Here is a 26,977-nt window from a genome sequence, read left to right on the forward strand (position 1 = left end):
ATAAAAGTATTAAATAGATTTTACAATCTGTTTATTGCTAATTCTTATTTTTTATAAAAATCTATAAAATAAGCAATTTTTGGATTGATGAAAAAATTATTTTCTTTTATAATTTCTTAAATTTTTTAATAAAAGGGAGATATTATGCGACATAGAACAAAGACACATTTATTGACAAAAGAGCAAATAGATGAATTGCTTTTTAGATCTGAAGTTGGAAGATTGGGAACTATTAGTGAAGATGGTTTTCCTTATATTTTGCCTATGCATTTTGTTTATGTTGATAATAAAATATATATGCATGGTCTTCCAAAAGGTAAAAAAATAGATAATGTAAAACTAAATCCAAATGTATGTTTTGAAGTAGATGAGATGATAGGTTTACTTTATGAAGGAGTTGAAAATCCTTGTGATGTGAATACTGAATTTAATAGTGTTATTGTAGAAGGAAAAGCTTTTTTAGTTAGCGATTTTGATGAAAAATATGAAGCTTTGAGCAAAATTGTAGCAAAATTTACTCCACATTTAGTTGGTAGAGAATTACCAGAAAAAATGATAAAAGGAACGGCTGTAATAAAAATAGATATCTTAAAATGTGTAGGAAGATATTATAAATAAAGATTTATTTTACTATATTAAATAGTGCAAATCATAATGTAATTTTATACTCTTAAGTATGAGTTCCAAAGTATAAAGGAAAGTATATTTTTGTATCAAAATTTTAATCTCAAAATTAAATAAATACTTTGAAACTCACACCTAAAAGTATAAAGAGAGAGAAACTCTCTTTATTTTTAAAACTTTAAAGTTACATTAAAAGCAACACTTCTTGGGTCACTTAAAGTTGTAGTATTTGCCCAATATTTTTCATTTGTCAAGTTTGATGCATAGATTCTAAAAGTAGTATCATAACCATCAAGTTTTGTTTCATATCTAGCACCAAAATCAACTGTTGTATAAGCATCAAGTTTTTCAGTATTTGCACTATCAACCCATTGAGTTCCAGTATAATAAACTCCACCATTTAAAAATATTTTTGGCTCAATCGGTAATCTATACTCTGCATACATTTTTGCTTGATATTTTGCTACATTTTGAGATTCTTTTCCTTCTGTTGCTTTATTTGTAGCTTTTTCTACTTTTGGACTAAGATAAGTAATCCCTCCCATTAAAGTTAAATTATCTGTTGCTTTTCCAGTAAGCAATATTTCAATTCCTTCATTTATTTGTTCTCCATCTTGACTAGTTACTTGTGTTTTTCCATTTCCATTATTAGCAAAATATTCCGTTATACTATTTTTTCTTTCTATTCTAAATAGTGCTGTACTCAAAAGTAAATCTTGATTTATAGAATATTTTGCTCCAATCTCATATTGTTTACTAACTCTTGGATCAAAAACTTTTCCATCATTTATATCATTTTTATTATTAACAACTGTACCATTTTCAAGTGATTCCATATAAGTAATATAAGTTGTTAAATCTTCTATTGGTTTATAAATAAGAGATAGAGTTGGAGTTAAAGCTGATTTATCATAACTTCCATTTTGTGCTTTTGTAAATGTATTCCAACTATCTTGTTTCATAGAAGCAAAGTTTACGCCAACTAAAGCACTCCATTGCTTATTAAATGTAATATTATTTGCTAAAACAACATTTGAATTAAGCTGTTTTCGTACCAAAAATGTTTCATTTGGTTTAGAAAATGCATGATTCCATTGATGAAATGAATTTATATCATTAACTGGAGAATTCATTATAAAATAATCAGGTCCACTATAAAACTTTTCGCTACCAAAAGAACCACCAAAAGTTAAAGCATGATTAATAGAGCCTGTGTCAAAATATCCATCTAAATAAGCATAAGCACCATCATTTTTTGTTTTTTGCTCAGGAAAATAATATAAATCTCTTGTCAAAATACTTGTATTCGTATTTACATTATTGCTAAAATATGGTTTTAGTCTATTTGCTTCATTGTATATATATGCTGTTCTGAATCTTAAGTTATCATTAAAATTATAGTTTGCTTTTAACTCTATTTTATCTGATTTATCATCAATATATACCCAATCTGGAGCATAAGTTTTTTTAGTGTCAAAACTTGAAGCATTAGGTCTTTTCCCTGTAATTATCCATATTGGTTTTACTCCTGTTGAAGCATCTCTATGAGAATAATATAACCCAAAATCGAGATTATCCGTTGGTTTAAAAGCAAATGATACTCCTATTAATTTTTCTTTATCTTCATAATTTTCTATCGCTGTTTCTCCATCTTGATAAGCGACATTTACTCTAACACTTAACTTGTCATTGATATTTTGAGAAGTATCTACTGTCGTATAATAATTCTTTCCACCATTATTTCCAACTGATACTTTTGTAAATGGATTTAAAGTAGGATATTTTAAAGCATAATTTATAACTCCTCCAACATTACCACTTCCATATAGGAAGCCACTAAGTCCACTTATAACTTCTACTCTTTCTACTTCTTTAAGCCCAATTCCAAATGCTAAAGGCAGAGGAATTCCATCTACTAAAGCTTGTGCTATACCTATTCCCCTAATGCTTGTAGAAACTCCAACATTTTGTGAAGCATTTTCTTTATTTGTCATAACAGGACTTGTTTTCGCAATTTGATTTGTATTAGTTATAATTGTATTTTCTATAAAATCAGATGACATAATACTCATAGAATATGGAGTATCTTGAAGAGATAAATTTCCCCAAACTCCTAGAGTTTTTACATCTTCTACAAGATACCCTGATTCACTACTTCCATTTTTTCCACTTTTAACAGAAATATCATCTAATATATAAGTACCATTAATCACTTTTACAGAAGATAATGGTTTTATGATTATTGCTCCATCTTCCATAATAGCTTCTAAACCACTATTTTCTAATACTTTATCTAAAGCGTTTTTTGTTCCTTTTATATCTTTGATAGCATTTGCTGTTTTTCCTTCAAAAATAGAACTATTAGCAATATATGGAATATTTGCTTTTTTAGATATTTTTTCAATAGCATCTTTTAAAGATGATTTATCTAATGAATAGCTTATATTATCTGCATAAACATTTGAGCAAATAATCAAAGCAACAACTGGACTTAATATACTTTTTTTAAGTATTGTCATATTTTCTCCTAATAATTTTATAAAGCAACTATAATAATTGCTTTTATAATATATAAGAGTAAAAATATATCAAAAAACGGACATCATTTTTTACAAATTTTGAAATTTCTTTTACAAGTGTGGTTTTTTGGTACTTTTTGGGAGTATATAAACCTTTATATTAAAGATTTAATAGAAAAAGATAGTAAAATATCTCTAAATTGATATACTATCTTCTTGAAACTTTTAGAACATTATCTTTTTTATCTATTTTTATTGGATATATTTTTGTAATAGTTTTTAAAAATATATCTATTTGAGTTGATGAAAATTCTCCTGTTATAAGATAATTTTCTACTTCTTTTGATAAAAATTCAATTGAAATATCACTATATTTTGAAAATTCTTCTAAAGCATCTTTTAATTGCGTTTTATCTAAAACTATTTTATTTTCTATCCAAGGAGCAATTTTGACTTTTGGTATATCTGCTATTTGGTCTATTGTTCCTATGCTATTTGAGTAACTTATTGTTTGTGCTTTTGTTAAAATTGCTTGATTTTGTTTATCAAAAAAATATTTAGAGTAGTAAGTTTTTACTGTTCCATTTTCTACATTTATAGTTGTAGAATCTTTTTTATGTATAACTTCAAATTTTGTTCCAATTACTTCTATATTGATATTATCGCTTTTTATGATAAATACTCTATCTTCATCTTTTGCTACTTCAAATAAAGCTCTTCCATCTATCAAATGTACTATTCTTTTATTACCAAAAAATTCTATATTTATATTTGTTTTTGCATCAATAAAAATATTTGAACCATCTGGAAGTTGTTCTTTTATAGGTTTTATATCTGTTATGTGAGTTCTTGAAAATTGCACTTTAAAGCTATCATCATAAGCTTTAAAGGCAAAGAAACAGAGTATTAGTAAACTTGCAGCTAAAGTAGAAAATGATTTTATTTTTTTATAAAACTTGTCTTTACTTATTTGTTTATGTGCATTAACACTAAGTTTTTCTTGATTCTCTTTAGAGATAGATTTTGACATATTATGTATAAATTTTATTCTGTTAAAAACTTTTTGATGATTTGTATCTTGTAAAAGCCAATTTTGAAACTCTTTTTTCTGATTGTCATCAAAGCCTTCTTTTTCACATATTACCCAGTATGTTGCTTCTTCTTTGATTTTAATTTCTGTGTTCATTAAAATCCTCTCTTTTGCAATTCTTCTTCTATTTTTAAACTGGCTCTTTTTATAAGTTTTTCTACATTATTTGATGTTGTATCCATCATTGATGCTATTTCTTTTCTTGAATAACCATCAATAGTATATAAAATATAAGCTTCTTTTGTTCTTTGTGGTAGTTCTTCTATAATTTGCATAAAAATTTTTTCTTGATCTTCTTGTATCAAAATCTCTTCTGGTTGTTCATATTCTGGAATTAAACTCAAGTTCTCTTCATATATTGTAGTTTGTAGTTTTTGATTTTCTAAAGCTTCATATGCAACAATATTTTTTACTATTTTATATAAATATGCTCTTTCATTTTCTATTTCATATTTATCTTTTATTTCAAGATACCTGATATAAGTTTCTTGTATTATATCCTTGGCTTTTTCTTTATCACCACATAATTTAAACGAGAAATATAAAAGTTCATCGTAGTATTTCAACATAAATTTACCTAGTATTTTTTTGAGAAGCAGTATGATAACATTTATTAACTGATGAAATACTCCTTGACATAAAAAATAAAATTTGCTAATATTCCACCAACTTAATAGGTGATTAATTTAATCATCTATTTTTTTGTATGTTTTTAATATTCACCAATAAGATGTATATTAGAATTAAAAAGGAATAAAATGAGATTAAATTTTGGAATATTAAAAAGACCAAAATCCCAAATTCCAGGTTTTGGACTAACTATGGGATATACAGTTTTTTATCTAAGTATTATTGTGCTTATTCCACTAATTGCACTATTTTCAGAAGCTTTTAGTATGGGATTTCAAGCTTTTATAGATACAACAATGCACCCAAGAGTTATAGAAAGTTATAAATTGACTTTTTTTACATCACTTATTGCTGCAATAGTAAATACAGTTTTTGGTCTAATAGTTGCTTGGTGTTTGGTTAGATATACATTTTTTGGAAAAAGAATATTTGATGCAATAGTTGATTTACCATTTGCTTTACCAACAGCTGTTTCTGGTATTGCACTTACAACTTTGTATTCATCTCAAGGTTGGTTTGGACAATATTTAGAACCACTTGGAATAAAAGTAGTTTTTTCTCCAATAGGAATAACAATTGCTTTGATTTTTATAGGTATGCCTTTTGTTGTAAGAACTATTCAACCAGCACTTGAAGAGATACAAATAGAGCAAGAAGAAGCTAGTGCAAGTTTAGGAGCATCAAGATGGCAAACATTTTATAAAGTGATACTACCTACTATATTACCAGCAGTTCTTACTGGATTTGCTCTATCTTTTGCTAGAGCTTTGGGTGAATATGGTTCGGTTGTTTTTATATCTGGAAATCTACCGATGAAAACAGAGATAAGTACACTTTTAATTGTTACAAAATTAGAACAATATGATTATGCTGGAGCAACAGCAATAGCAGTTGTTATGCTTTTAATATCATTTGTTATGTTATTAGTGATAAATATACTTCAAAGATGGAGTTCAAGAAGAAAAGGAATGGAGGCAATATGAAAACAGTAAATAACTCAAAAAGTTTACAAAACGAATCAAGTTTATTTAAATATCTATTGATATTTATAGGAGTTACTTTTTTAATGATTATGCTAGTTATTCCTTTGATTACGATATTTGCAGAAGCTTTTAGAAAAGGTTATGAAGCTTATTTTTTAAGCTTTAATGATGAATATGTTTTACAAGCAATAAAACTTACATTTATAACTGCTGCTATTGCAGTTCCTTTAAATCTAGTTTTTGGTGTTTGTGCTTCTTGGGCAATAGCAAAATATTCATTTTTTGGTAAAAGTTTATTAATAACTTTGATTGATTTACCATTTGCAGTAAGTCCAGTAATTTCTGGATTTGTATATATTTTACTTTTTGGTGCTCAAGGTTGGTTTGGTTCTTGGTTGATAGAAAATGATGTACAAATTATTTTTGCAGTTCCAGGGATTGTTCTTGCAACTATATTTGTAACTTTTCCATTTGTTGCAAGAGAGTTAATTCCTTTAATGCAAGAGATGGGAAATGATGAAGAACAAGCAGCATTACTTTTAGGTGCTAGTGGATTTCAAACATTTTGGAAAGTTACTTTACCAAACATAAAATGGGGATTGCTTTACGGTGTTATTTTATGTAATGCAAGAGCTATGGGTGAGTTTGGAGCAGTTTCTGTAGTTTCTGGACATATTCAAGGAGTTACAAATACTATGCCACTTCAAGTTGAGATTTTGTATAACGAATATAACTTTGTTGCAGCTTTTGCTGTTTCAACACTTTTGGCAATATTGGCACTTTTTACTTTGGTTTTAAAATATATTTTAGAGTGGAAAGTTCAAAAAAGAGCAAAAAAATTAGAAAATGAAGAGTAGGAAAAGATGAAAATAGAAGTAAAAAATTTAACAAAACATTTTGGCAACTTTGTAGCCTTAGAAAATATTGATTTAGATATTGTAGAGGGTGAACTTCTTGCCCTTTTAGGACCATCAGGTAGTGGAAAAACTACACTTTTAAGAATGATAGCAGGACTTGAAACAGTTGATGAAACTGATAGTGGAGAGATATTATTTAACGGTATTGATGTTGGAACAAAAAATATAGGTGAGCGAGATATTGGTTTTGTATTTCAACACTATGCACTGTTTCGACATATGACAGTTTTTGAAAATATAGCTTTCGGTTTAAGAGTAAAACCAAAAAAACAAAGATTAAGTAATAAAGAGATTGAAGAAAAAGTTACAAAACTTTTAAAACTTATTCAACTTGATGGTTTTGCTTCAAGATTCCCTTGGCAACTATCTGGTGGTCAGCGACAAAGAGTAGCCCTTGCTAGAGCTTTAGCAGTTGAACCAAAAGTTTTACTTTTGGATGAACCATTTGGAGCTTTAGATGCAAAAGTAAGAACAGATTTAAGAAGATGGTTAAAAGAACTTCAAGAAGAGTTAGGAATAACAACGATTTTAGTAACTCATGACCAAGAAGAAGCACTAGAAGTTGCAAATAGAATAGTTGTGATTTCAAAAGGAAAAATAGAACAAATAGGAACACCACAAGAAGTTTTTCATAATCCTAAAAATGAATTTGTAATAAATTTCTTGGGAAATGTAAACTTATTTCATGAAAGAAAAGATGATGGAAGTGAAGATAAATATCTTATTCGTCCACATGAATTAGAGATAGTTTCATTTGATGATAATGAGTCAATATTAAAAGCTAGAGTAAAATATATTCAATTAGCTGGTTCTTTTGTAAAAGTTGAATTAACACATATAAATGATGAAAAAAGAGTTGTTTTAGTAGAACTATCGCATTATGAATTTAATGATAAAAATTTAAAAATTGGCGATATTATAGGAGTTAGAGCAAGAAAACTTAGAAGTTTTGAAGCTGGAGCAGGAATTTAAAAGAGATTTATATACATTTATAAGTATAAGATAGATTTATTAGAATTATAACTATTTATGGTAACATTAGCCAAAAATTTTACTGTTTAGGGGAAGTTTATGAATTCTGTTATAAAAAAGGTATCCTTTTTTCAAAGTTTATCTGTGGCAATTATTTTAATATTTGCAGTATTTAGTATCAATATAGTTGTGAAAAATTTTATAATTTTAGATGTAAAAGAGAATTTTGAACATAGAGCTACTGATATAAAGGCAACTTTTGAAGTTTTAAATGAATCTATAAAAGAATCTGCAATTACGGTGTTAAGTGTTTTAAAATCACATATTGGTAATATAGAAATTGATAATGATAGAAAAATTGAGATAAATGGTGTACAAACTTCATTTTTAAAATCAAATGAAGTAATTTTAAATAATAACAATGAATTAATAGATGAATTTACAAAAATAACAGGTGCTGTTGCAACACTATTTGTGAAACAAGATAATGATTTTTATAGAGTTGCTACTTCACTTCATAAAGAAGATGGAACAAGAGCAATAGGGACTTTTTTAACTAAAGATAGTCCAGCTTTTGAAAAAATTACAAATAAAGAGAAATATATTGGAACTGTAAAATTGTTCGGTAAGAATTATATGACAGTTTATGAACCAATAATTAAAAATAATGAAGTTATAGGAATTTTATTTGTTGCATATAATTTCGATAGGCTTTATGATATTTTACAGAGTAAATTAGAGAAAATTAAATTTGGAGATAGTGGATATTTATTTATTTTAGACTCTAATGAAGGTATTTTAACTTTACATCCAACATTAAAAGATAAGAAAATTGAAGAGTTGGATATTAATCTTCAAACTCTTTTAAAAAATATGATTAAACAAAAGAATGGAACAGAGATTTATGATTTTATGCAAAATGGTGTAGAAACTAAAAAATTATCTGCATTTACAGCTTTTGATGAATGGAATATGATTATTGTAACAAGTGCAAATTTTGATGAATTACTTGAATTAAATGATACTTTAAGAGTTTATTCGATTTTTGGTGGGATTTTACTTTTATTTACTTTATTAGGGATAAGTTATTTGATCATCAAAAAAACTGTAAATGAACCACTTTTAATTATAAATGAAGATTTAAATGAATTTTTTGCCTACTTAAATAGAGAAAAAGAAGAAGTAAATTTTGTAAATATTGATACAAAAGATGAATTTGGTCGAATGGCAAAAATACTAAATCAAAATATTGAGAAAACACGAATTGGAATAGAAGAAGATAGAAGATTAATCCAAGAAACGATTAGTGTTTTAAGTGAATTTGAGCATGGAGATTTATGCCAAAGATTGAATATTGAAGTATCAAATCCAGCTTTAATGCAATTAAAAAATGTACTTAACAATATGGCAAATAATTTAGAAAATAATATTGAAGATGTTCTTGTTGTGTTAGAACAATATACACACTATAATTATTTAAATAAAGTTCCTACTAAAGAGGTAAAAGAGCATTTACTAAGATTGGCAACAGGTGTAAATGAATTGGGAGCATCAATTACTAGAATGTTAGTAAGAAATAAAACAAATGGATTAACTTTAGAAAATAGCTCAAACATTTTACTTGAAAATGTAAATAAGTTAAATAGCTCTTCTAACTTAGCAGCTGCAAGTTTAGAAGAAACAGCAGCAGCAATAGAAGAGATTACATCAACAGTTAGAAGCACTTCAGAAAATATTACAAAAATGACAATGTTATCAAATAATGTTACAAAATCTGTAAAAGAGGGCGAAGAACTAGCAAATCAAACAACAACAGCTATGGAAGAGATAAATTCTCAAGTATTAAACATAAATGAGGCTATAAGCGTAATAGATAATATAGCATTTCAAACGAATATTTTATCTTTAAATGCAGCAGTAGAAGCAGCAACTGCAGGAGAAGCAGGAAAAGGATTTGCAGTTGTAGCACAAGAAGTAAGAAACCTAGCATCAAGAAGTGCAGAAGCAGCTAAAGAGATAAAAGAGTTAGTTGAAAAAGCAACATCAAAAGCAAATCAAGGAAAGCAAATAGCTACAACTATGATTGAAGGTTATAAAGAGTTAAATGAAAATGTTAATCAAACTATGAATTTAATTGGTGATATTCAAAATTCTTCTAAAGAGCAACTTTTAGGAATAGAGCAAATAAATGATGTTGTAAATAATTTGGATAAACAAACACAAGAAAATGCAAATGTAGCTTCACAAACAAATGATATTGCAAAAGTTACAGATGAAATAGCAAAACTTGTAGTTCAAGATGCAGATAGTAAGATTTTTGAAGGAAAAGATAGTATAAAAGCAAGAAATATAGATTTATGATAGATTGAGTTGATTTTAATCAATTCAATTTAAAAAAAAATCAAATAAAATCTCTTAAAAGATTAGGAGAGAAAATGCTACTTAATAAAGATAATCTACCATTGGTTGATATGGATTTTATGAATGAAACACATTTTGAAGATGTTGATTTATTGAATGAACTTTTTATTAATATTGAAGATTTTGAAAAAGAAGCTTCTGATGAAAATTTTGAGAAATTAAAATCAAAATATAAAGATTGGGTAAATCATACTGTAAACCACTTTGCAACGGAAGAAGAAGAGATGGTAAAAAGAGGCTTTTTTGCTTATCCATTTCACAAAGGTGAACACGATAATAATCTAGCTGAAATTAGAGCAGTTTGGGATAGTTTTGAACATAGTAAAAATATTGAAGAATTAAAAAATTATATAGAATTTGATGTTATAAATTGGTTGATAAATCATATTCGTTCTATGGATACTGTAACTGCAAGATTTTTTAAAACTGGTATGAGCCCTTGTGGTATGATGTGAAATTAACATTAAATTAACACTTATTGTTTATAATTCCAATAAAAAGGAAAATTTATGAAGAAGATATTATTTCTATTTTTATTGGGAAATTTTGCAATATTGAGTGCTTCGAGTATTGAAGTAAAAGAGCCTTATGTAAGAGCAACTCCACCAAATATGAAAAATACGGCGTCTTTTATGACTTTGGAAAATAAAACAGATAAAAACATATCTTTAATAAAAGCTAATTCTGATGTTGCTAAATTTGTAGAATTACATACTCATGATATGAAAAATGGTGTTATGTCAATGTATGAAGTTGAAAAAATTGATATTTTGGCAAATAGTAATACTGTTTTACAACCATCTGGATTTCATATTATGTTTATAGATTTGAATAAATCTTTAAAAAATGGTGAAAAAGTAGATTTAACTTTGGAATTCTCAAATGGTGAAACACAAAAAGTTACAGCTGAAGTTAAAAATGTAATGCATGGAATGAAACACTAAAATAGTTATGAATAAAGAAAATAAAAGCACTCTAACAACTATAATATTACCTTTAGTGGCTATTTTTACTATTGTGATTGGATATTTTTTTATAGATTTCAATTTAGTTTATCAATCATTTAAAGGTGATGTAAACTATGTTGTTCAAGATAAAGGGTGTGATTTACATAAAAGTTCTTGTGAAATAACAATTCAAGATGGAACAAAGTTTGTATTGAGTATTGAACCAAAAAATATACCTTTGATGGAACCTTTAACTTTTTCTATAAAAAGTAATAAAGATAATTTAGAAAATTTAACTTTAAATATCTATGCAACAAATATGTTTATGGGAGAATTTAATTTACCAATCAAAAACTTGGGAAATGGTAATTATGAAGCAATAGGAACTCTTCCTACTTGTCCAGTTGGTAAGATGCAATGGAATGCAGATATAAAAGTAGTACAAACAACACAAGATATTGGTGCAAGATTTCAATTTGAAACGGATATGTAATGAAAAATATTTTTAAAATAGTAGTAGTTTTTTTAATATCTATTGGTTTAATACTACTTTTAAAACCTTTTGTAGAAGAGTATAAAGATGTAAATAAATATGATTTTACACTTGATACAGCAGATGGAAAAATATCAAAAGATGATTTGAAAGGAAAAGTTTTAGCTATATATTTTGGATACACATTTTGTCCTGATGTTTGTCCTACTTCATTGAGCTCTTTATCTCAAGCTTTAAATAGTTTTGATAGTAAACAAGTTGATAATTTTGTAGGGCTTTTTATTAGTGTTGATCCAAAAAGAGATACTCTTTCTAACTTAAAAGAGTATGCAAAATATTTTCATAAAAGTTTTATTGGAGCAAGTTCATCAAAAGAGAATATTGATGATATTGTGAAAAGATATGACTCTTATTATGAAATGGTTACTTTAGAGAATTCAGCTATAGAATACTCTGTAGCACATACTTCTTATATTTATATTTTTGATAAAGATGGGAAATTTGTAGAAAAAATAAACCATTTTTCTAATCCAAACAAAATAAAAAAAGTTTTAGAAAATTTACTTTAAAAATAATACTTTCTTTTTACCATAATATCTTTTGGTGGAAATCCAAAAAATTTAACAAAAGCATTTGTAAAACTTTGTTGATGTGCATAGCCAACAAAATTTGATATTTCAGCAATAGAAAACTCACTAGTTTCAAGTAAATATTTTGCATAAGTCATCTTTTGTTCTAAAACCAATTGATAAATAGTTGTATTAAATAGCTCTTTGAAACCATATTTTAATTTGAATTCATTTATTGCACATCTTTTTGATAAAGTCATCAAATCTGGGAAAGATTTTTCATTTATAATAATATCTTTTGCAAAATGCAATCTTTCTATATCGTCATTTGTTAGTTTTACTTTTTTTTGATGATTTTGTTCATTTGGATTTAAAATATCTAAAAATTCATGATAGATTAGTTCCAAAACTTTACTTTGTAGATAGATATTTTGTAGATCACCTGTAAAAGGGCAGTTGTAAAGTTCTGTTGCTAAGGGAATATTTTTTGAAATCTGATTTTTCAAAGTTACACTAGGAAGTGAAGAAAAATCTTTTGAGTGAATATCAAGAAGTTTAGAGAAGTTATTTTCTATAAATTTATTATTGATATATAATCCTATACCAAATGAACTATTATCTAAATTTGTTGTGATATCAAATTCATTTATATATGTTATTTTTATAGAATTTTTTTTAAAAGTTTCATGTTTACATAAGAAATTATCTTTATAAGATATTTTTCCATCTAAAAGCATTCCTATAAATAAGCCATTTATTTTTTCATTCGATTGTACAATTACATTTTGATTTATTGAAGATTGGGTTTTAAAAAAAAGTATATCATCTGAAATAATAGATTTATTTGTTGCCATCAATCCATTATTGTTTGGAAAAATTATAGAATATCCACTATTTGGTTTTATATTTAAAAGTTCATAAATGTTATTTATACGATAAGACATTGTATTCTTTTTAATTTATAAGATAGAGATACTTAATCTTTTGCCAAGGGCTGTTGTCGCACTTTCAAGAGTACTAAGTGTCAATGAACTATTATCTGGATTCAGAAGTCTATTGACAACTGCACGACTTGTATTCATAAGTTCCGCCATTTTTGTTTTTGTAATATTTTGAGCTTTCATCTCTTGTTCTAACTGATAAGCTATAACTCTTTTTATTGCTATATCGTTTGTTTCTTCATAAATATTGTCTTCTTTTAGAAATTCAGTGAAATCACTACCTACATATTTATTTTTCATCACATTCTCCTAAATCAAGTTTTTTTCTTCTTTCTATTGCTGTATTTTTCTCTTTATCTGGCATTTTTTGGTCTTTTTTAATAAAGCCATGTAAAAGAATCATACAATCTTTATAAATGGTAAAAACTACTCTAGCTATTTTGTCACTAGATAATTTACTTCTTACTTCCCATAAACTATATTTTGAATCAATTTTTTTGACTAAAGGCATACCAATAGGGAAACCAAATTCAACTGTTTGAATATCAGAACCAACAATTTTCCTATCCTCTTTATCAAGAGATAATAACCAATCTTTTACTGGTTCATTGCCAAGTTCACTTTTGAAAAATCTAACTGCTATTATTTTCTGCATATAAAACCTTAGTTTTGTTATTGTATCAAAAAAGATACACTATTTCAATATTTTAAGTTTTAAATTAATATTTTTTCCTTTATTCCTAAAAATTAATCCCTATTTAGGAAGACTACACTTGAAAACAAAAATACTTATCATTATAATTCAAAATAATTAAAAAAATACTAAAAGGAATAAAAATGGAAAGAAAGTTAATACTTGCATCATTATTTGTAAGTTCACTGCTATATGCAAATGAAACTACAAAATTAGATGAGATAACAGTATCAGCAAATAAAATGGAGGAAAATATAAAAGATGTTCCTCAAAGTATCTCTGTAATAACTGAAGAAGATATTGAACAAAAAAGTATTAAAAATATTTCTGATGTAATCAAAGAAGTACCTAATATGAATATTAATAACATTGGTTTTTCTTCATTTAGAGGATTAAATTTTTCTGCATTCACAAGTAATAATCCTGTTGTAATCTATCTTGATGGAATTCCTTATTCTACAAATTATGACTATAATCCATCTTTAGCAAATGTTGAACAAATAGAAGTTTTAAGAGGACCTCAAGGTACAATTTATGGGAAAGATGCAATAGGTGGAGTTGTAAATATAAAAACAAAAACTCCTACAAATCAATGGAAAGGAAATATCCAAGCAGAGTATGGAAATGACAATACTTTTAATACAAAACTAAATACAAGTGGAGCGATAATGGATAATAAACTATTCGCTGGAATAAATGGTTCATATTATCATACTGATGGATGGATGAAAAATCGTTATCAAGGTGTAAAAGAAGATATAAACGAAAAAAATGATAGAAAAGTAGCTGGATTTTTACTTTGGAAACCAACAGAGAACTTATCAGCTAAATTAACAGGTGCAGATAATCATGAAAAGAATTATAACGATGACTCTATTGCTATAAATAAATCTAAATCTTTAAATAGTATTTCAAGAAATGATGTAAAAAATATAAATTCTGAGATACCTTCTATAAGAGAAATGAAAGTAAAAGCACAATCTTTAAATATTGCTTATGATTGGGAAAAAGTAAAATTTGAATCAACTACAACTAATAAAAAAAGCGATTATTACAATGATCAAGACGGAGCTATTGCAAATGACTTTGTTCGTTATATAACTTCTACAGATTCTAAAATGATAACACAAGAGTTTAAATTATCTAGTAAAAATCAAGATATAAAATGGATAACAGGATTATATTTTGATAAAGAAGATTTAGATATTACTACAGGAATGGAATCTCCTGCTATGGTTTTTAAAGTTCCTTCTGAACAAACAAGTAAAACCTATGCAGCTTTTGGACAAACGATGATTCCTTTAGGAGATAGTTTTGAACTTACTTTAGGTGGAAGATATCAAAAAATTAAAAAAGAAATTGATTCAAGAGCAGGTATGTTTATGCCTATATTAGGGCAATTATTAGATCACCCATATAAAGATGAAAAAACTTGGAATGCTTTTTTACCGAAAGCTGCACTTACATATAAAATAAATGATAATTTATCAACTTATATTTCATTTTCAAAAGGTTATATGCCAGGAGGATTTAATACTGGTGCAACTTTTGGTGGAACAACAGAAAATATGTTTGAACCACAAAAATCTACAAACTATGAAGTTGGAGCAAAATATATAGGAAATAGTTTTGCTTTAAATGCCACAATATTTAGAATGGAAATAGAGGATATTCATGTTTTTAAATATGTGAGTCCAATAGAACCAGTAACTTCTAATGCAAAAAAAGCTCATTCTCAAGGTATAGAAATAGATGGAACATATTTTATAACTGATAATTTAAGTATATCTGGAGCTGTTGGATTAATTCAAGCAAAATATGATAATTACGATAATGGCAATAGAAAATTTGATGGAGAAAAAATAGAAAATACTCCAAAATATACTGCAAATTTAGGAATCTCATATTTAGCTGATACTGGAATATATGGAAAAGTTGATTTAAATGCTATAGGAAAAAATAGTTTTTTTGATGGAGAAGGAAATGGTTCTATGCTTGAAGCTGATGGTGCAATAATTACAAATGCTAAAGTTGGTTATAAAGTAGGAGATTTTGATATTTATGCTTTTGCTAAGAATTTAACAAATGAAGATTATGTTACAACCTATTTATCATCAAGTTCTTCAGATTATTGGGTAAGACTAAATGAACCAAGAAGATTTGGTATTGGTGCAATCTATAAATTTTAAGGAATTATTTTATGAATAAAAAAAAAGGTTTATGGGCTATTATAAAGCCCATAAATAATTATGTTAAGTTTTCTATTGGATTATCTATTTTAGGTGGAGTTACTTCCGTAATATCCTATGTTTTAATAGCTTTTGTACTATCTTTAAGTCTTGGTGGAGAGTTTGAAATATTTAGTTTAAAATTTTCTTTTAATGAAGCATTTATCACTTTAGTTTTTGTAATCTTTTTCTCTTTTTTTTCAAGATATTACTCTTTTACAGTTTCTCATTTGGGAGCTTTTAAACTTGAAGCAATACTTAGAATACAACTTACAACTCATTTAGCAAAAGTTCATTTAGGATATATCATAACTACTGGAACTGGTGCTTTAAAAAAAGTTTTACTTGATGATGTAAAAAATCTTCACGCTTTTGTTGCAGATAGTATCCCTATGATTGGGCGAAGTATAGCAACTCCAATAGCTTCACTTCTTGCTTTAATAATCATAGATTATAGATTTGCAATAGTTGCTATTTTTGTTTTAGTTGTTGGTATTTTATTGATGAGTTTTGCTATGAAAAATACAAATGAAAATAGAGTAAAGTATGAAAAAAACCAATCAGATATAAATAAATCAGTTATAGAGTTTGTCCAAGCTATGATGGTTGTAAGAACTTTTGATGATGGTACAACTTCATTTAAAAGATACAATAACTCTTTGGATGAGTATAGAATTCACTTAAAAGAGTGGTTTAGTTCTACAAAAATATCAAGTAAAATTTCTATGATTATTTTTAGCCCTATTCCTACAATACTTGCTATTTGTCTTGTAGGAATATATTTTATACTTAATGGAACTTTAGAGTTTGCTACTTTTTTAGCAACTTTACTTATAAGTACAGGCTTAGTTGATGCTTTACTTCCTTTGATGTGGGTTAGTAACTTTGTAAAAAAATCTAGTGCTTCAGCATTTAGAATACAAGAGATTTTAGAGCTTCCAATTTTAAATTATAAAGAAGATGATAAAAAAATTAAAAACTTCAATATTACTTTTGAAAATGTATCTTTTAAATATGAAAATAGAGATGATTATGCACTAAAAAATATAAGTTTTGAAGTAAAAGAAAATAGTACAACAGCACTTGTCGGATTTAGTGGAGCAGGAAAAAGTACAGTTGCAAAACTAATTCCTAGATTTTGGGATGTAACTTCTGGGGCTATAAAAATTGGTGGGGTTGATATAAAAGATATAAGTAATGAAACTTTGATGAATACAGTCTCTTTTGTATTCCAAGACACTTTTTTATTTAACGATACTATTTTAAATAATATAAAAATGGCAAATCCAAATGCTTCAAAAGAAGATATTATAAATGCTTGTAAAACAGCACAAATTCATGATTTTATAGAAACTTTACCCAAAGGTTACGAAACTTTTGCTGGTGATAGAGGAGCAAATTTATCAGGTGGACAAAAACAAAGAATTACTATTGCAAGAGCAATTTTACGAGATACTCCAATAGTAGTTCTTGATGAAGCAACAGCTTTTGCAGATCCTGAAAATGAAGAAGAAATTGTAAAAGCTTTATCAAATCTTATGAAAAATAAAACTGTGATTGTAATAGCTCATAGACTAACAACTATCAAAGATGTAGAACAAATAGTAGTTTTTGATAGTGGAAAGATAAGTGAAATAGGAAAACATGATGAACTTTTAAAGAGTTTTGGAGTTTATAGCAAACTTTGGAATAACTATAAAGATTCGCAAAATTGGGATTTGCATATAAAAGGAGATGTAAAATGAAAAAGATATTTTCATCAATGTATGAAGTTTATAAAATGACTTTGATTTTTGCAGGAGATTATGCAAGTAGTTTTAAAAAAAGTTTAGTTTTACATACTATTTCTTATATATTCCAAGGTTTAGCATTTGCTATGTTCTATCCATTTTTAAAAGCATTATTTAGTGAAAATTTTATGATAAATGAAGTTTGGTTATATTTTTCTTTGATGGTGTTGTTTAGTTTTATAGCTATTTTTTCAAGGTGGAAAGCTCAAGATTTTGATTATGATGGAGTTATGATTGATATTACACATAAACTAAGAGAAAAGTTGGGAGCAAAGTTAAGAACAATGCCTTTAGAAAAACTTTTCTCTTACAAAACTGGGGAATTAAACTCAACATTTTCTAGTAATATTGATGAGTCTGTTTTGCTTATTGGACTTGCTAGTTCTTTGATTTTACAAATACTTATAGTTCCTTTTATGATTATATCAGTTACTTTTTTTGTAGATTATAGACTAGCTTTGATTATGCTTGTTATGTTTCCTTTAATGATACCTTTAAACTCTTGGAAAAAAAGAGTTTCAAACAATGAATTAAAAGAGTATTTTAATGCAAATGCTAAACTTGAATCTAGTTTTATAGAGTATATTCAAGGTTTACCAATACTAAAAGCTATAAATCAAGTAGGAATAAATGCAAAAAATTTACAAACATCTATAAAATATGTAAAAGAAGTACAAGAACAATCAGTTTATAAAGCAAAACTTCCAGCTTCACTTATGGGAATCATAGTAGAACTTACACTTTTATCTTTACTATTTTTTGGAGTATATTTTGTAGCAAATGATGGTTTGGTACTTATAACTTTGGGAGCTTGTATAGTTGTATTTTCAAGATTAACAGAACCTTTATCCACAACATTAGGACTTATTGGAATGTTTGATTTTATACAAACAGCTTATAAAAGAATCAAAGAGCTGTTAGATATAGAAGAAATTAAAACTTATGAACCAATACAAACACCAAAAAGTTTTGATATAGAGTTTAAAGATGTAGAATTTACATATATAAATCAAGAAAAAAAAGCTATCAATAATATAAGTTTTTATCTACCAAATAAAACTATGACGGCAATAGTTGGAGATTCTGGTTGTGGAAAAACTACACTTACAAAACTTATTATGAGATATTCAGATATTCAAAAAGGAACTATCAAAATTGGTGGAGTAAATATAAAAAATATGAAATATGAAGATTTGATGAAAAATATATCTGTTGTATTTCAAGATGTATATTTGTTTGATGATACGATTTTAAATAATATAAAAATGGCAAATCCATCTGTTTCAAAACAAGATGTAGAAAATGCAGCAAAAAGTGCTTATGCACATGAATTTATAACTAATTTACCAAATGGTTATGATACAAAAATTGGAGATATTGGTGGAAGTTTAAGTGGAGGGGAGCGACAAAGAATAAGTATTGCACGTGCTATACTAAAAAATACTCCAATAGTAATACTAGATGAACCAACAGCAGCACTTGATACACAAAGTGAAGTTGCAGTTCAAAAAGCTATTGAAAAACTAATAATTGATAAAACTGTGATTGTAATCGCTCATAGATTATCAACTATTAAAGATGCAAATCATATCTTGGTTATTGAAAATGGAAGTCTACTTGAAAGTGGAACTCATGATGAGTTAGTTTCTAAACAAGACAAATACTTTGCTATGTGGAAAGCACAACAAAGAGTAAAAAATTGGAGTTTAAATGAAAGAGATTAAGCCTTTAATTATTGTTAATATATTGTGTTTTGCTTCACTGTTTGCTTTTATACCAATTGCAAGTCCTGTGGTGCGAAAACTTAATTTAGAAGAGTGGCATGCAGGACTTATAGTATCACTTACAGGAATTGCTTGGATATTTTTATCAAGATTTTGGGGTAAAAAAAGTGATATTTTCGGAAGAAGAAATATTTTATTGATAGCTATGATTGGATTTTTTATCTCATATTTATTTTTAGCTATATTTATAGATTATGCGACGATAAATCCACCTTTAGTAATTATTTCTTTGATTATATTTACTTTTATTAGAGTATTGAATGGTGGGTTTTATTCAGCTATTCCACCTGTTAGTAGTGCTTTAATAGCTGATAAAGTTGAACCTGAAAAAAGAACTTCATATATGGCAAGTTTAGGTGCTTCAAATGGAATAGGTACTATTTTAGGTTCAGTTTTTGCTGGAGCATTGGCTGTTTATGGTTTGGCTGTTCCTATATATGTAGCAACTTTTTTACTTTTAATTGCAACTTTTATAATAATTTTCTTTTTTGAAAAAGATAAAAGAATCTATCAAACAAAAGAAGAGATAAAAGCTAAAATATCTTTATCTTTTTTTGATAAAAGATTGAGATTAGTAATGTTTACTGGATTTTTAGTAACTTTTGCAAATATAACTTCTCAAATTTGTATAGGATTTTTTATATTGGATAAATTTGGTTTAGTTGAAGAAGAAGGTGCAAAAATTATAGGTTATATTATGACTATTGTTGGAATTGCTTATATTTTAACTCAAATTGCTGTTTCAAAGATAAAGTCTGTAAAACCTATAAATTGGCTAATTTTAGGTTCTATTTTGGCAATGCTTGGTTATTTTTTAATAACTTTTATATCTTCACCAATACAATTAACAATAGCTTATTTAATAACTACTGTTGGATTTGGTATGCTAATACCTGCTTATATGACAATAACGGCAAATAGTGTTGAAGCAAATGAACAAGGAATTGCATCTGGAACTGTTTCCTCTATGAATGGATTTGCTGTTATCATCGCACCTTTATTAAGCACTGTTCTTTATGAGATAGATTTAATATTACCTTTTATTTTTTCAGGAATTGCTTTTTTAGTTTTAGTATTTATTACACTTTTTTATAAAAGAAAAGAAGTTTGATTTTTTGATAACTATTTTATGATAATCTTAAAATAGTTATCTCACTACTAGCACCAAGTCGCATAGGTGGTCCCCAAAATCCTGTACCTTTATTTACATAAACTTGTGTAAACTCATTGTGCTGATGAAGTCCTTTTACATAAGGTTGTTCCAGTTTTACTAGAAAATTAAATGGAAAAATTTGCCCACCATGAGTATGTCCACAAAGAACTAAATCAATATTTTGTGTATTTTCTAAATCTTTTAAATATTTTGGTTGATGTGCTAAAAGAATGGTTGGGCTATTTTCACAATTTTCTAAAGCTTTATTTATATCTGGAATATAAGAACCATATCTAAAACCAAATCTATCGTAAACCCCAGCTAGATTGAAGCCTTGATTTTCAACTCCAATATAAACATTCTCATTCTCTAAAGTTTTAATTCCCAACGAGTTTACATAATCAATAATAGGTTGTACACCATGAAAATATTCGTGGTTTCCAACTATAAAATATGTTCCATACTTTGAATTTATATTTTTTAATTCATCAAGTGCTGGTTTTGCAAATTCCAGTTTTGTATCTACTAAATCACCAGTTATAACTACAATATCAGCATTTAAAAGATTTATTTTGTTTACAAGTTCTTTTATAAACTCTTTTGTTATAAGTCCACCAATATGAACATCACTAATTTGTATTATTGTATAAGGCTTTGAAAGATTTTGGATTTTTACATCTACAACTTCAAGTTCTATATGTCTTGCATTGTCCATAGCTTTTGCGTTTGTTGCTAAAATTAAAGATGTAGTTGTGATATCAAGTGATTTTTTAAAGAAATCTCGTCGGTTTTTTGTATATTTTGTTTTTTTGATACCAAAAGAGATGATTTCGTGAAATAAAGTAATAGTAAATGTTAAAAAAATCATCCCAATCGGCAAGGAAAGGAGAAAATAGAGCCAGTTAGGCACTAGGGGAAAGTATCTAGCAAATGGGTACAGTAAAGCACCAAAAAATGTTAAATATAATGCAAAGCTAAAATACTTTCTAGTTTTATAATTAAAATCCAGTTTATTTATAAATCTCTTTTTTATAACATAAGTTTGAAAAGAGAAAAGTAATAAATAAACAAGAAAAAAAATCATAAAACTCATAAAGAAATTATAGAGATTGTTGGTTAATAGTTACTAAATAGATGATTAATCATTGATATTTATACTATTTTTTATACTATTAACTAAATTTTTTATCTCCTCTTTTGTATGTGAAAAGTGTATAGAAATCCTAATCCATCCTGGACGATTTGTCATATCTAGTTTTTTTAATCCCAATAAATCATGTCCATAAGGTCCTGCACAAGAGCAACCAGCTCTTGTTTGAAAATTACTATCTTTTGAAATCTTATTACAAAGTGTATAAGGGTTTTCACCTTTGATATTAAAAGATATAATTCCTATATTCCTAACATCTATATTTCCATAAATAACACAATTTGGTATTTCTTTTAACTCATTTAAGAGATATTCTACAAGTTCGTCTTTTTGTTTTTTTATAAAATCAAAACCTACTTCATTTCTTAGTTGATATGCTAAACTTGCACGAATGAGTTGAATAATAGGTGGTGTTCCTGCATCTTCTCTCTCTTTTATCTCTTTTTGATAAATTTGTGTTTGTTTATTTACATATAAAACTGTTCCTCCTCCACTAAATGTTGGTGCAATAGAAGTATCAATCAATGATTTTTTTATAACCAACAATCCACAACTTGCTGGTCCTCCTAAAAGTTTATGAGAAGATAAAAACATAACATCAAAAAGATGTGAAGGAATATTCATATAAGGGCTACTTGCAGCTGCATCAAAACATACAATTGCATTGTATTTTCTTAAAATCTTAGATATTTTTTCATAAGGAGTTATGATCCCTGTAACATTTGAAGCAATACAAAAAGATGCGATAATTTCGCTTTTTTTATTTTTTTCTAATATTTTTTTTAGATGTTTTATATCAACTAAACCATCAGATGTAAGTTTTACTCTTTTGATTTTACATAAAGCTTCTCTAAAAGACACTTCATTTGAGTGATGTTCATAAGGACCAACAATAACTAAAGGCTTTTTCTTACTATTTGCTTTAAAGTCATATCTTTTTTTTGTTGCAGGTGGAATATAAAGTCCCATAAGTTCTTGAAAATGCTTTATTGCAGCAGTTGAACCACAGCCACTAGCAAGTACTTCAAAATCATCACTTAGTTCTAAATGTTTTTTTAGATTTGTTCTTGCTTCTTCATAATAGTTTGTTGTCATATCAGCATTTGAAGCCTCTTTTGAATGTGTATTCGCATAAGTTTCAAGTACATCGTGAATTCTATTTTCTATTTGCCTAAAAGCTAAACCAGAAGCTGTATAGTCAAAATACTCTTTTTTATTTTTTCCTATTGTGTTGTACTTGATAAAGTTCAATTTATCTACATTTTCATTTAAAAAAGGTCTAAAAATATCTTTTTGCATAAATTATCTCTTTAAAATTATTAAAATTTATATAAGAGATAATTTTATCTTATTATTGTTTAGTTTCATTTTATAGAATTGATAAGATTGATTTTATAAGAAGTTAATTCTCTTTTTATAATATCATTTGTTACGGCTCCAAGTAGCCAAGGAAGTTTTTCTGATACTAAAACACCTTTTAATTTACTTTGTTTTTTGTTTAGTAAAGAGTAAAATATTAGTATTCCTGCACCAATTCCAGTAGGATATGATACATAAGTTGAACCAGAATAGTGTGTTTTTATCAAATTTGTATATTTATTGAAAGATATTCCAATAGATTCTGTACTTTTTATTTTTTTTGAATTTTGTGGATAAGATATCTCCATTTCTATATCTGCAACAGCTGAGAATTCTGCATATTTTATAATTTTATTTTTGATATATTCTTCAATTGTTTGAGGAGATTTCATCTTTGGTATAACATCTTTTATAATACTATTTATAGAAATTTGTGAGTCTTTATATCCATAGCAATATTTATTTGATAGAAGATTGAGTTGATATAGATTTTTCATCAATTCTATTTCATTTCCTCCGACAAACATTTTTATATCTGCAACATCATCAAAACTTTGTTTTAAAGAGATTAATTCTTCTTGGAATACAGGATAAAGTTCTACAAAATTCTTGAAATATGGGAATTTATATGTTTTTGATTTTGAAAAAGGTTCGAGCTTTTTTAAACTATTTTTCTTAAAGTATAGTGGTGGATATGATATCTCTTCTATTGCAACATTTGGTGACCACGAGAATACTAACTGTTTTGATTGTATCTCTTCTAGCAGATTGATCTCTATTTTTTTTACTTTTGTTTTGTATGGTAGATTTGATAAAGAGTATAATCTTTCACCTATTAAAAAGTTTGTAATTCCTGGGGAAATACCTAAATTTATAAGTCCTAACAGATTGTTGTTTTCAAACTCTTTATTTAAAGTTTGTTGCTCAAATTGTAAAGATGATATAACTTTATCATTGTAAATATCACTTGCCAAATCAGCATAATTAGTTTTAAATTCTAAAGCTAATTTCATTATATCAATATTATAAAGAGGTATTGAACTATTTATAAAGATAGTTGATTTTTTTAGATATTTTTCATAATCTTTTGGATTTCTAAATATATCTTCAAAATTATTTAACTCTAAAAAATTTGAATTTTCTAAAATTTCTTTGTTTTTAAAAAAGAAATCTTTTGACTTTTTAATATCTCTTACTATGAATAAAAATTCCAAATTATTGTTTGAAGTTTTCATATTTAATTCATATAAAACTCTTGCAATTACACTACAAACTGCCCCTACACCAAAAAATACTACTTTCATATTAACCCCAATAATTATATAAAATATGATAACATCCTTTATTTTATTTCAAAGGTACTTAATATGCAAAAACAAAAAACTTATTTAGATAGTTTTCCTGATACTAATGGGTATTTTGGTAAATTTGGAGGTTCTTTTATCCCACCAGAACTTGAAAAACCATTTTTACAAATCAATGAAGCTTATAACAAACTATCAAAAGATTTTAATTTTTTAAATGAGTTAAAAAGTATAAGAAAACATTACCAAGGAAGACCAACTCCTATATATTTTGCAAAAAATTTATCTTCTAAAGTTAATGGAAATATATATTTAAAAAGGGAAGATTTAAATCATACAGGTGCTCATAAATTAAATCACTGTATGGCTGAAGCATTATTGGCAAAATATTTAGGGAAAAAGAAGTTAATAGCTGAAACTGGTGCTGGACAACACGGAGTTGCTCTTGCAACTGCAGCTGCTTATTTTGGATTAGAATGTGAAATTCATATGGGTGAAGTTGATATAAAAAAAGAGTATCCAAATGTTACAAGAATGCAAATATTAGGTGCAAAAATAGTTCCTGCAACACATGGACTAAAAACTTTAAAAGAGGCTGTTGATAGTGCTTTTGAAGCTTATTTAAAAGATACAGAAAATTCACTATTTGCTATTGGATCAGTTGTTGGACCACATCCTTTTCCGAAGATGGTTAGAGATTTCCAAAGTGTAATAGGTTTTGAGGCAAAAGAACAATTCTTTGAAATGACTGGAAAGCTTCCTGACATGGTTACTGCTTGTGTTGGTGGAGGAAGTAATGCTATGGGGATTTTTAGTGCATTTATCGATGAAAGTGTAAAACTATATGCTGTTGAACCATCAGGAAAAGGTAATAAAATAGGTGAACATAGTGCAAGTTTGACTTATGGGCAAGAGGGAGTTATGCACGGATTCAATTCTATTATGTTAAGAGATGAACAAGGAAATCCTGCACCTGTGCATTCTATTGGAAGTGGAATTGATTATCCATCTATTGGTCCAGAACATGCTTATTTACATAGTATAGGAAGAACAAAAATTGGACTTTGTAGTGATAAAGAGGCTGTTGAAGCATTTTATAATCTTTCAAGACTTGAAGGTATCATTCCAGCACTTGAATCTGCTCATGCTGTTGCTTTTGCTATGAAATATGCAAAAGAACACAGTAATGAAGCTATTTTAGTAAGTTTGAGTGGAAGAGGGGATAAAGATATTGATTTTATGGTAGAAAACTATCCAATAGATTAATTTTTATGAAAAACTTTTTTATTTGAAATAAAAGCTTGAATAATATCAAGCTTTTAAATATTTGAGTTGAAACCTATATTTTCTAACTCTTTTGCTAAAATCGAAGCATTTTTTGTAGGTACATCAAGTATTATGATATTTGCTTTATGAGTTATTTTAACCCTTTTTGCTTCAAAACTCTCTAAAATATTTATTAAATTATCCAATATTGTACTATTTAAACTTTTGTGCTCAATTTTACAACCAATAAATGAAAAATCTTTTGTTGCACTTTTATTTATTCCTAACCTAGGTTTTCTAGGGTTCGTATTTTGTTCTAATTGATTATTTGATTGTAGTTTATAATCACACATTGATTCTAAAATATCACAAAAAGTTCCTAATCCTAAATCTTTTACAAAATATTCAAAAGTACTTTTTTCTAGCTCTTCTCTGTTTCCATAATCTTTATAAATATTTGCTACAGCTCTAGTTGTATTTATAATTTGTGAAGAGTTTATAAATCCTATATGCTTACCTAAAATATTTACAGAAAATATTATTTTATCTTTAGAAAATTGAGCTGCATTAAAACTTAAATCAGGTAAGAAACCTACATCACAACCCTCTTCATAACCACTTAATGCTATTTGAAGTTTATTTGGAAGGTTTGCAAAATTTCTATTTCCTACAAAAGTTTCATTTAATTTTTTTGCTAACTCTTCAACATCAAATATTTGACTAGGATCAACTCCATTTACAGGACAAGTTAAAACTCTTCTTATTGTATGACCTGTTTCAAAAAAACTATTTAACTTAATATCTTTTAATATATTAAAAATTTCTGGTAAAGAGCCTATTCTTAAGTTTTTAAACTCTATTTTTTGTTCTTTTAAAAAATTTAAATTATCATCACTAAACTTTTTAGAGATCAAACTTATAGCTTTTAGTTGTTCTATGTTTAACTCTCCTAAAGCAAGAGGAATTCTAAGAGTAAAAAGTGTTTGCTTTTCATCTTGGGCATAAATTCCATACCATTTAAATCTTTCTAAATCTTCTTCTGGTATTAATTCTGCGAAAACAGCATAAAAATAGATATCTCCTAAGATATCTAAATTACTCTTCTCTTTTTTTAGTTTTTCTAAGTTTATATTTGATGACATT

At 26.9% G+C, this 26,977-nt stretch carries 24 protein-coding genes; 14 read left to right on the forward strand and 10 right to left on the reverse strand.

Going from position 1 to position 26,977, the window contains the following annotated elements; translation table 11 throughout:
• Positions 1 to 144 precede the first annotated feature (144 nt).
• Positions 145 to 618, forward strand: a complete 474-nt coding sequence (locus tag ACNSOS_RS07155) for a pyridoxamine 5'-phosphate oxidase family protein (RefSeq protein ID WP_418184747.1) — start codon at positions 145 to 147, stop codon at positions 616 to 618.
• A 176-nt stretch (positions 619 to 794) separates the two neighbouring features.
• On the opposite strand, the gene ACNSOS_RS07160 is transcribed toward ACNSOS_RS07155, so the two are convergent.
• From ACNSOS_RS07160 to ACNSOS_RS07170, 3 genes are all read right to left on the reverse strand, one after another.
• Positions 795 to 3,143 (reverse strand): TonB-dependent receptor, encoded by a 2,349-nt coding sequence (locus ACNSOS_RS07160; protein WP_418184748.1) that lies wholly within the window; start codon positions 3,141 to 3,143, stop codon positions 795 to 797.
• 208 nt (positions 3,144 to 3,351) lie between these two features.
• Positions 3,352 to 4,329, reverse strand: a complete 978-nt coding sequence (locus ACNSOS_RS07165) for a FecR family protein (RefSeq protein WP_418184749.1) — start codon at positions 4,327 to 4,329, stop codon at positions 3,352 to 3,354.
• Entirely contained in the window at positions 4,329 to 4,802 is a 474-nt protein-coding gene (locus ACNSOS_RS07170) for an RNA polymerase sigma factor (RefSeq protein WP_418184750.1), read from the reverse strand. Before ACNSOS_RS07170 ends, ACNSOS_RS07165 begins: the two co-directional genes overlap by 1 nt.
• Positions 4,803 to 4,991: 189 nt before the next feature.
• Here ACNSOS_RS07170 and cysT point away from each other — a divergent pair, with 189 nt between their 5' ends.
• The 8 genes from cysT to ACNSOS_RS07210 all read left to right on the forward strand — a co-directional run bounded on the left by cysT (position 4,992) and on the right by ACNSOS_RS07210 (position 12,165).
• Positions 4,992 to 5,846, forward strand: coding sequence for a sulfate ABC transporter permease subunit CysT (gene cysT / locus ACNSOS_RS07175; RefSeq protein ID WP_418184751.1), 855 nt, complete (start codon positions 4,992 to 4,994; stop codon positions 5,844 to 5,846).
• Positions 5,843 to 6,703 carry a sulfate ABC transporter permease subunit CysW gene (gene cysW / locus ACNSOS_RS07180; RefSeq protein WP_113895229.1) on the forward strand — a complete coding sequence of 287 codons (861 nt, stop codon included), beginning with the start codon at positions 5,843 to 5,845 and terminating at the stop codon, positions 6,701 to 6,703. The genes cysT and cysW overlap by 4 nt, the downstream gene beginning before the upstream one ends.
• A gap of 6 nt (positions 6,704 to 6,709) precedes the next feature.
• On the forward strand, positions 6,710 to 7,735 hold the full coding sequence (locus tag ACNSOS_RS07185; protein ID WP_418184752.1) for a sulfate/molybdate ABC transporter ATP-binding protein: 1,026 nt from the start codon (positions 6,710 to 6,712) through the stop codon (positions 7,733 to 7,735).
• A gap of 99 nt (positions 7,736 to 7,834) precedes the next feature.
• Positions 7,835 to 10,096 carry a methyl-accepting chemotaxis protein gene (locus tag ACNSOS_RS07190; protein WP_418184753.1) on the forward strand — a complete coding sequence of 754 codons (2,262 nt, stop codon included), beginning with the start codon at positions 7,835 to 7,837 and terminating at the stop codon, positions 10,094 to 10,096.
• Positions 10,097 to 10,170: 74 nt separating this feature from the next.
• A complete protein-coding gene (locus ACNSOS_RS07195) occupies positions 10,171 to 10,611 on the forward strand; it encodes a hemerythrin family protein (protein WP_113895226.1) in 441 nt (146 codons plus the stop codon).
• A 54-nt stretch (positions 10,612 to 10,665) separates the two neighbouring features.
• A complete protein-coding gene (locus ACNSOS_RS07200) occupies positions 10,666 to 11,100 on the forward strand; it encodes a copper chaperone PCu(A)C (protein WP_418184754.1) in 435 nt (144 codons plus the stop codon).
• Positions 11,101 to 11,107: 7 nt separating this feature from the next.
• Positions 11,108 to 11,596, forward strand: coding sequence for a hypothetical protein (locus ACNSOS_RS07205; RefSeq protein ID WP_418184755.1), 489 nt, complete (start codon positions 11,108 to 11,110; stop codon positions 11,594 to 11,596).
• On the forward strand, positions 11,596 to 12,165 hold the full coding sequence (locus ACNSOS_RS07210; RefSeq protein WP_418184756.1) for an SCO family protein: 570 nt from the start codon (positions 11,596 to 11,598) through the stop codon (positions 12,163 to 12,165). The genes ACNSOS_RS07205 and ACNSOS_RS07210 overlap by 1 nt, the downstream gene beginning before the upstream one ends.
• On the opposite strand, the gene ACNSOS_RS07215 is transcribed toward ACNSOS_RS07210, so the two are convergent.
• Genes ACNSOS_RS07215 through ACNSOS_RS07225 form a run of 3 tightly spaced genes read right to left on the reverse strand, consistent with a single transcriptional unit; the run spans position 12,162 to position 13,761 of the window.
• Positions 12,162 to 13,109, reverse strand: a complete 948-nt coding sequence (locus tag ACNSOS_RS07215; protein ID WP_418184757.1) for a helix-turn-helix transcriptional regulator — start codon at positions 13,107 to 13,109, stop codon at positions 12,162 to 12,164. The two genes, ACNSOS_RS07210 and ACNSOS_RS07215, sit on opposite strands and share 4 nt — an antisense overlap.
• A gap of 15 nt (positions 13,110 to 13,124) precedes the next feature.
• Positions 13,125 to 13,406, reverse strand: a complete 282-nt coding sequence (locus ACNSOS_RS07220; RefSeq protein ID WP_418184758.1) for an XRE family transcriptional regulator — start codon at positions 13,404 to 13,406, stop codon at positions 13,125 to 13,127.
• Positions 13,396 to 13,761, reverse strand: a complete 366-nt coding sequence (locus ACNSOS_RS07225) for a type II toxin-antitoxin system RelE/ParE family toxin (RefSeq protein WP_418184759.1) — start codon at positions 13,759 to 13,761, stop codon at positions 13,396 to 13,398. Before ACNSOS_RS07225 ends, ACNSOS_RS07220 begins: the two co-directional genes overlap by 11 nt.
• Before the next feature lie 182 nt (positions 13,762 to 13,943).
• On the opposite strand from ACNSOS_RS07225, the gene ACNSOS_RS07230 reads away from it, so the two are divergent.
• Genes ACNSOS_RS07230 through ACNSOS_RS07245 form a run of 4 tightly spaced genes read left to right on the forward strand, consistent with a single transcriptional unit; the run spans position 13,944 to position 20,713 of the window.
• Positions 13,944 to 15,989 (forward strand): TonB-dependent receptor, encoded by a 2,046-nt coding sequence (locus ACNSOS_RS07230; RefSeq protein WP_418184760.1) that lies wholly within the window; start codon positions 13,944 to 13,946, stop codon positions 15,987 to 15,989.
• A gap of 11 nt (positions 15,990 to 16,000) precedes the next feature.
• A complete protein-coding gene (locus ACNSOS_RS07235; RefSeq protein ID WP_418184761.1) occupies positions 16,001 to 17,773 on the forward strand; it encodes an ABC transporter ATP-binding protein in 1,773 nt (590 codons plus the stop codon).
• On the forward strand, positions 17,770 to 19,542 hold the full coding sequence (locus tag ACNSOS_RS07240) for an ABC transporter ATP-binding protein (RefSeq protein ID WP_418184762.1): 1,773 nt from the start codon (positions 17,770 to 17,772) through the stop codon (positions 19,540 to 19,542). The genes ACNSOS_RS07235 and ACNSOS_RS07240 overlap by 4 nt, the downstream gene beginning before the upstream one ends.
• On the forward strand, positions 19,529 to 20,713 hold the full coding sequence (locus tag ACNSOS_RS07245; RefSeq protein ID WP_418184763.1) for an MFS transporter: 1,185 nt from the start codon (positions 19,529 to 19,531) through the stop codon (positions 20,711 to 20,713). Before ACNSOS_RS07240 ends, ACNSOS_RS07245 begins: the two co-directional genes overlap by 14 nt.
• Before the next feature lie 16 nt (positions 20,714 to 20,729).
• Here the strand turns inward: ACNSOS_RS07245 and ACNSOS_RS07250 are convergent, their stop codons facing one another.
• From ACNSOS_RS07250 to ACNSOS_RS07260, 3 genes are all read right to left on the reverse strand, one after another.
• Positions 20,730 to 21,623 carry a metallophosphoesterase gene (locus tag ACNSOS_RS07250; protein WP_418184764.1) on the reverse strand — a complete coding sequence of 298 codons (894 nt, stop codon included), beginning with the start codon at positions 21,621 to 21,623 and terminating at the stop codon, positions 20,730 to 20,732.
• A 270-nt stretch (positions 21,624 to 21,893) separates the two neighbouring features.
• Positions 21,894 to 23,204, reverse strand: a complete 1,311-nt coding sequence (locus ACNSOS_RS07255) for an aminotransferase class V-fold PLP-dependent enzyme (RefSeq protein WP_418184765.1) — start codon at positions 23,202 to 23,204, stop codon at positions 21,894 to 21,896.
• 65 nt (positions 23,205 to 23,269) lie between these two features.
• A complete protein-coding gene (locus tag ACNSOS_RS07260) occupies positions 23,270 to 24,568 on the reverse strand; it encodes a saccharopine dehydrogenase C-terminal domain-containing protein (RefSeq protein WP_418184766.1) in 1,299 nt (432 codons plus the stop codon).
• Between the two features lie 63 nt (positions 24,569 to 24,631).
• Here ACNSOS_RS07260 and trpB point away from each other — a divergent pair, with 63 nt between their 5' ends.
• On the forward strand, positions 24,632 to 25,834 hold the full coding sequence (trpB, locus tag ACNSOS_RS07265; protein WP_418184767.1) for a tryptophan synthase subunit beta: 1,203 nt from the start codon (positions 24,632 to 24,634) through the stop codon (positions 25,832 to 25,834).
• Between the two features lie 53 nt (positions 25,835 to 25,887).
• Here the strand turns inward: trpB and ACNSOS_RS07270 are convergent, their stop codons facing one another.
• Complete coding sequence (locus ACNSOS_RS07270) at positions 25,888 to 26,976, reverse strand: sulfite reductase (protein ID WP_418184768.1); 1,089 nt, start codon at positions 26,974 to 26,976, stop codon at positions 25,888 to 25,890.
• Position 26,977 lies beyond the last annotated feature (1 nt).

The organism is Aliarcobacter vitoriensis (assembly GCF_048320235.1).
Classification (GTDB): Bacteria; Campylobacterota; Campylobacteria; order Campylobacterales; family Arcobacteraceae; genus Aliarcobacter; species Aliarcobacter vitoriensis.

Bases quoted from the DNA above. Each gene is read 5' to 3' on its own strand.
- ACNSOS_RS07155 (WP_418184747.1), top strand. From the start codon at position 145: ATGCGACATAGAACAAAGACACATTTATTGACAAAAGAGCAAATAGAT.
- ACNSOS_RS07160 (WP_418184748.1), bottom strand. From the start codon at position 3,143: ATGACAATACTTAAAAAAAGTATATTAAGTCCAGTTGTTGCTTTGATT.
- ACNSOS_RS07165 (WP_418184749.1), bottom strand. From the start codon at position 4,329: ATGAACACAGAAATTAAAATCAAAGAAGAAGCAACATACTGGGTAATA.
- ACNSOS_RS07170 (WP_418184750.1), bottom strand. From the start codon at position 4,802: ATGTTGAAATACTACGATGAACTTTTATATTTCTCGTTTAAATTATGT.
- cysT (WP_418184751.1), top strand. From the start codon at position 4,992: ATGAGATTAAATTTTGGAATATTAAAAAGACCAAAATCCCAAATTCCA.
- cysW (WP_113895229.1), top strand. From the start codon at position 5,843: ATGAAAACAGTAAATAACTCAAAAAGTTTACAAAACGAATCAAGTTTA.
- ACNSOS_RS07185 (WP_418184752.1), top strand. From the start codon at position 6,710: ATGAAAATAGAAGTAAAAAATTTAACAAAACATTTTGGCAACTTTGTA.
- ACNSOS_RS07190 (WP_418184753.1), top strand. From the start codon at position 7,835: ATGAATTCTGTTATAAAAAAGGTATCCTTTTTTCAAAGTTTATCTGTG.
- ACNSOS_RS07195 (WP_113895226.1), top strand. From the start codon at position 10,171: ATGCTACTTAATAAAGATAATCTACCATTGGTTGATATGGATTTTATG.
- ACNSOS_RS07200 (WP_418184754.1), top strand. From the start codon at position 10,666: ATGAAGAAGATATTATTTCTATTTTTATTGGGAAATTTTGCAATATTG.
- ACNSOS_RS07205 (WP_418184755.1), top strand. From the start codon at position 11,108: ATGAATAAAGAAAATAAAAGCACTCTAACAACTATAATATTACCTTTA.
- ACNSOS_RS07210 (WP_418184756.1), top strand. From the start codon at position 11,596: ATGAAAAATATTTTTAAAATAGTAGTAGTTTTTTTAATATCTATTGGT.
- ACNSOS_RS07215 (WP_418184757.1), bottom strand. From the start codon at position 13,109: ATGTCTTATCGTATAAATAACATTTATGAACTTTTAAATATAAAACCA.
- ACNSOS_RS07220 (WP_418184758.1), bottom strand. From the start codon at position 13,406: ATGAAAAATAAATATGTAGGTAGTGATTTCACTGAATTTCTAAAAGAA.
- ACNSOS_RS07225 (WP_418184759.1), bottom strand. From the start codon at position 13,761: ATGCAGAAAATAATAGCAGTTAGATTTTTCAAAAGTGAACTTGGCAAT.
- ACNSOS_RS07230 (WP_418184760.1), top strand. From the start codon at position 13,944: ATGGAAAGAAAGTTAATACTTGCATCATTATTTGTAAGTTCACTGCTA.
- ACNSOS_RS07235 (WP_418184761.1), top strand. From the start codon at position 16,001: ATGAATAAAAAAAAAGGTTTATGGGCTATTATAAAGCCCATAAATAAT.
- ACNSOS_RS07240 (WP_418184762.1), top strand. From the start codon at position 17,770: ATGAAAAAGATATTTTCATCAATGTATGAAGTTTATAAAATGACTTTG.
- ACNSOS_RS07245 (WP_418184763.1), top strand. From the start codon at position 19,529: ATGAAAGAGATTAAGCCTTTAATTATTGTTAATATATTGTGTTTTGCT.
- ACNSOS_RS07250 (WP_418184764.1), bottom strand. From the start codon at position 21,623: ATGATTTTTTTAACATTTACTATTACTTTATTTCACGAAATCATCTCT.
- ACNSOS_RS07255 (WP_418184765.1), bottom strand. From the start codon at position 23,204: ATGCAAAAAGATATTTTTAGACCTTTTTTAAATGAAAATGTAGATAAA.
- ACNSOS_RS07260 (WP_418184766.1), bottom strand. From the start codon at position 24,568: ATGAAAGTAGTATTTTTTGGTGTAGGGGCAGTTTGTAGTGTAATTGCA.
- trpB (WP_418184767.1), top strand. From the start codon at position 24,632: ATGCAAAAACAAAAAACTTATTTAGATAGTTTTCCTGATACTAATGGG.
- ACNSOS_RS07270 (WP_418184768.1), bottom strand. From the start codon at position 26,976: ATGTCATCAAATATAAACTTAGAAAAACTAAAAAAAGAGAAGAGTAAT.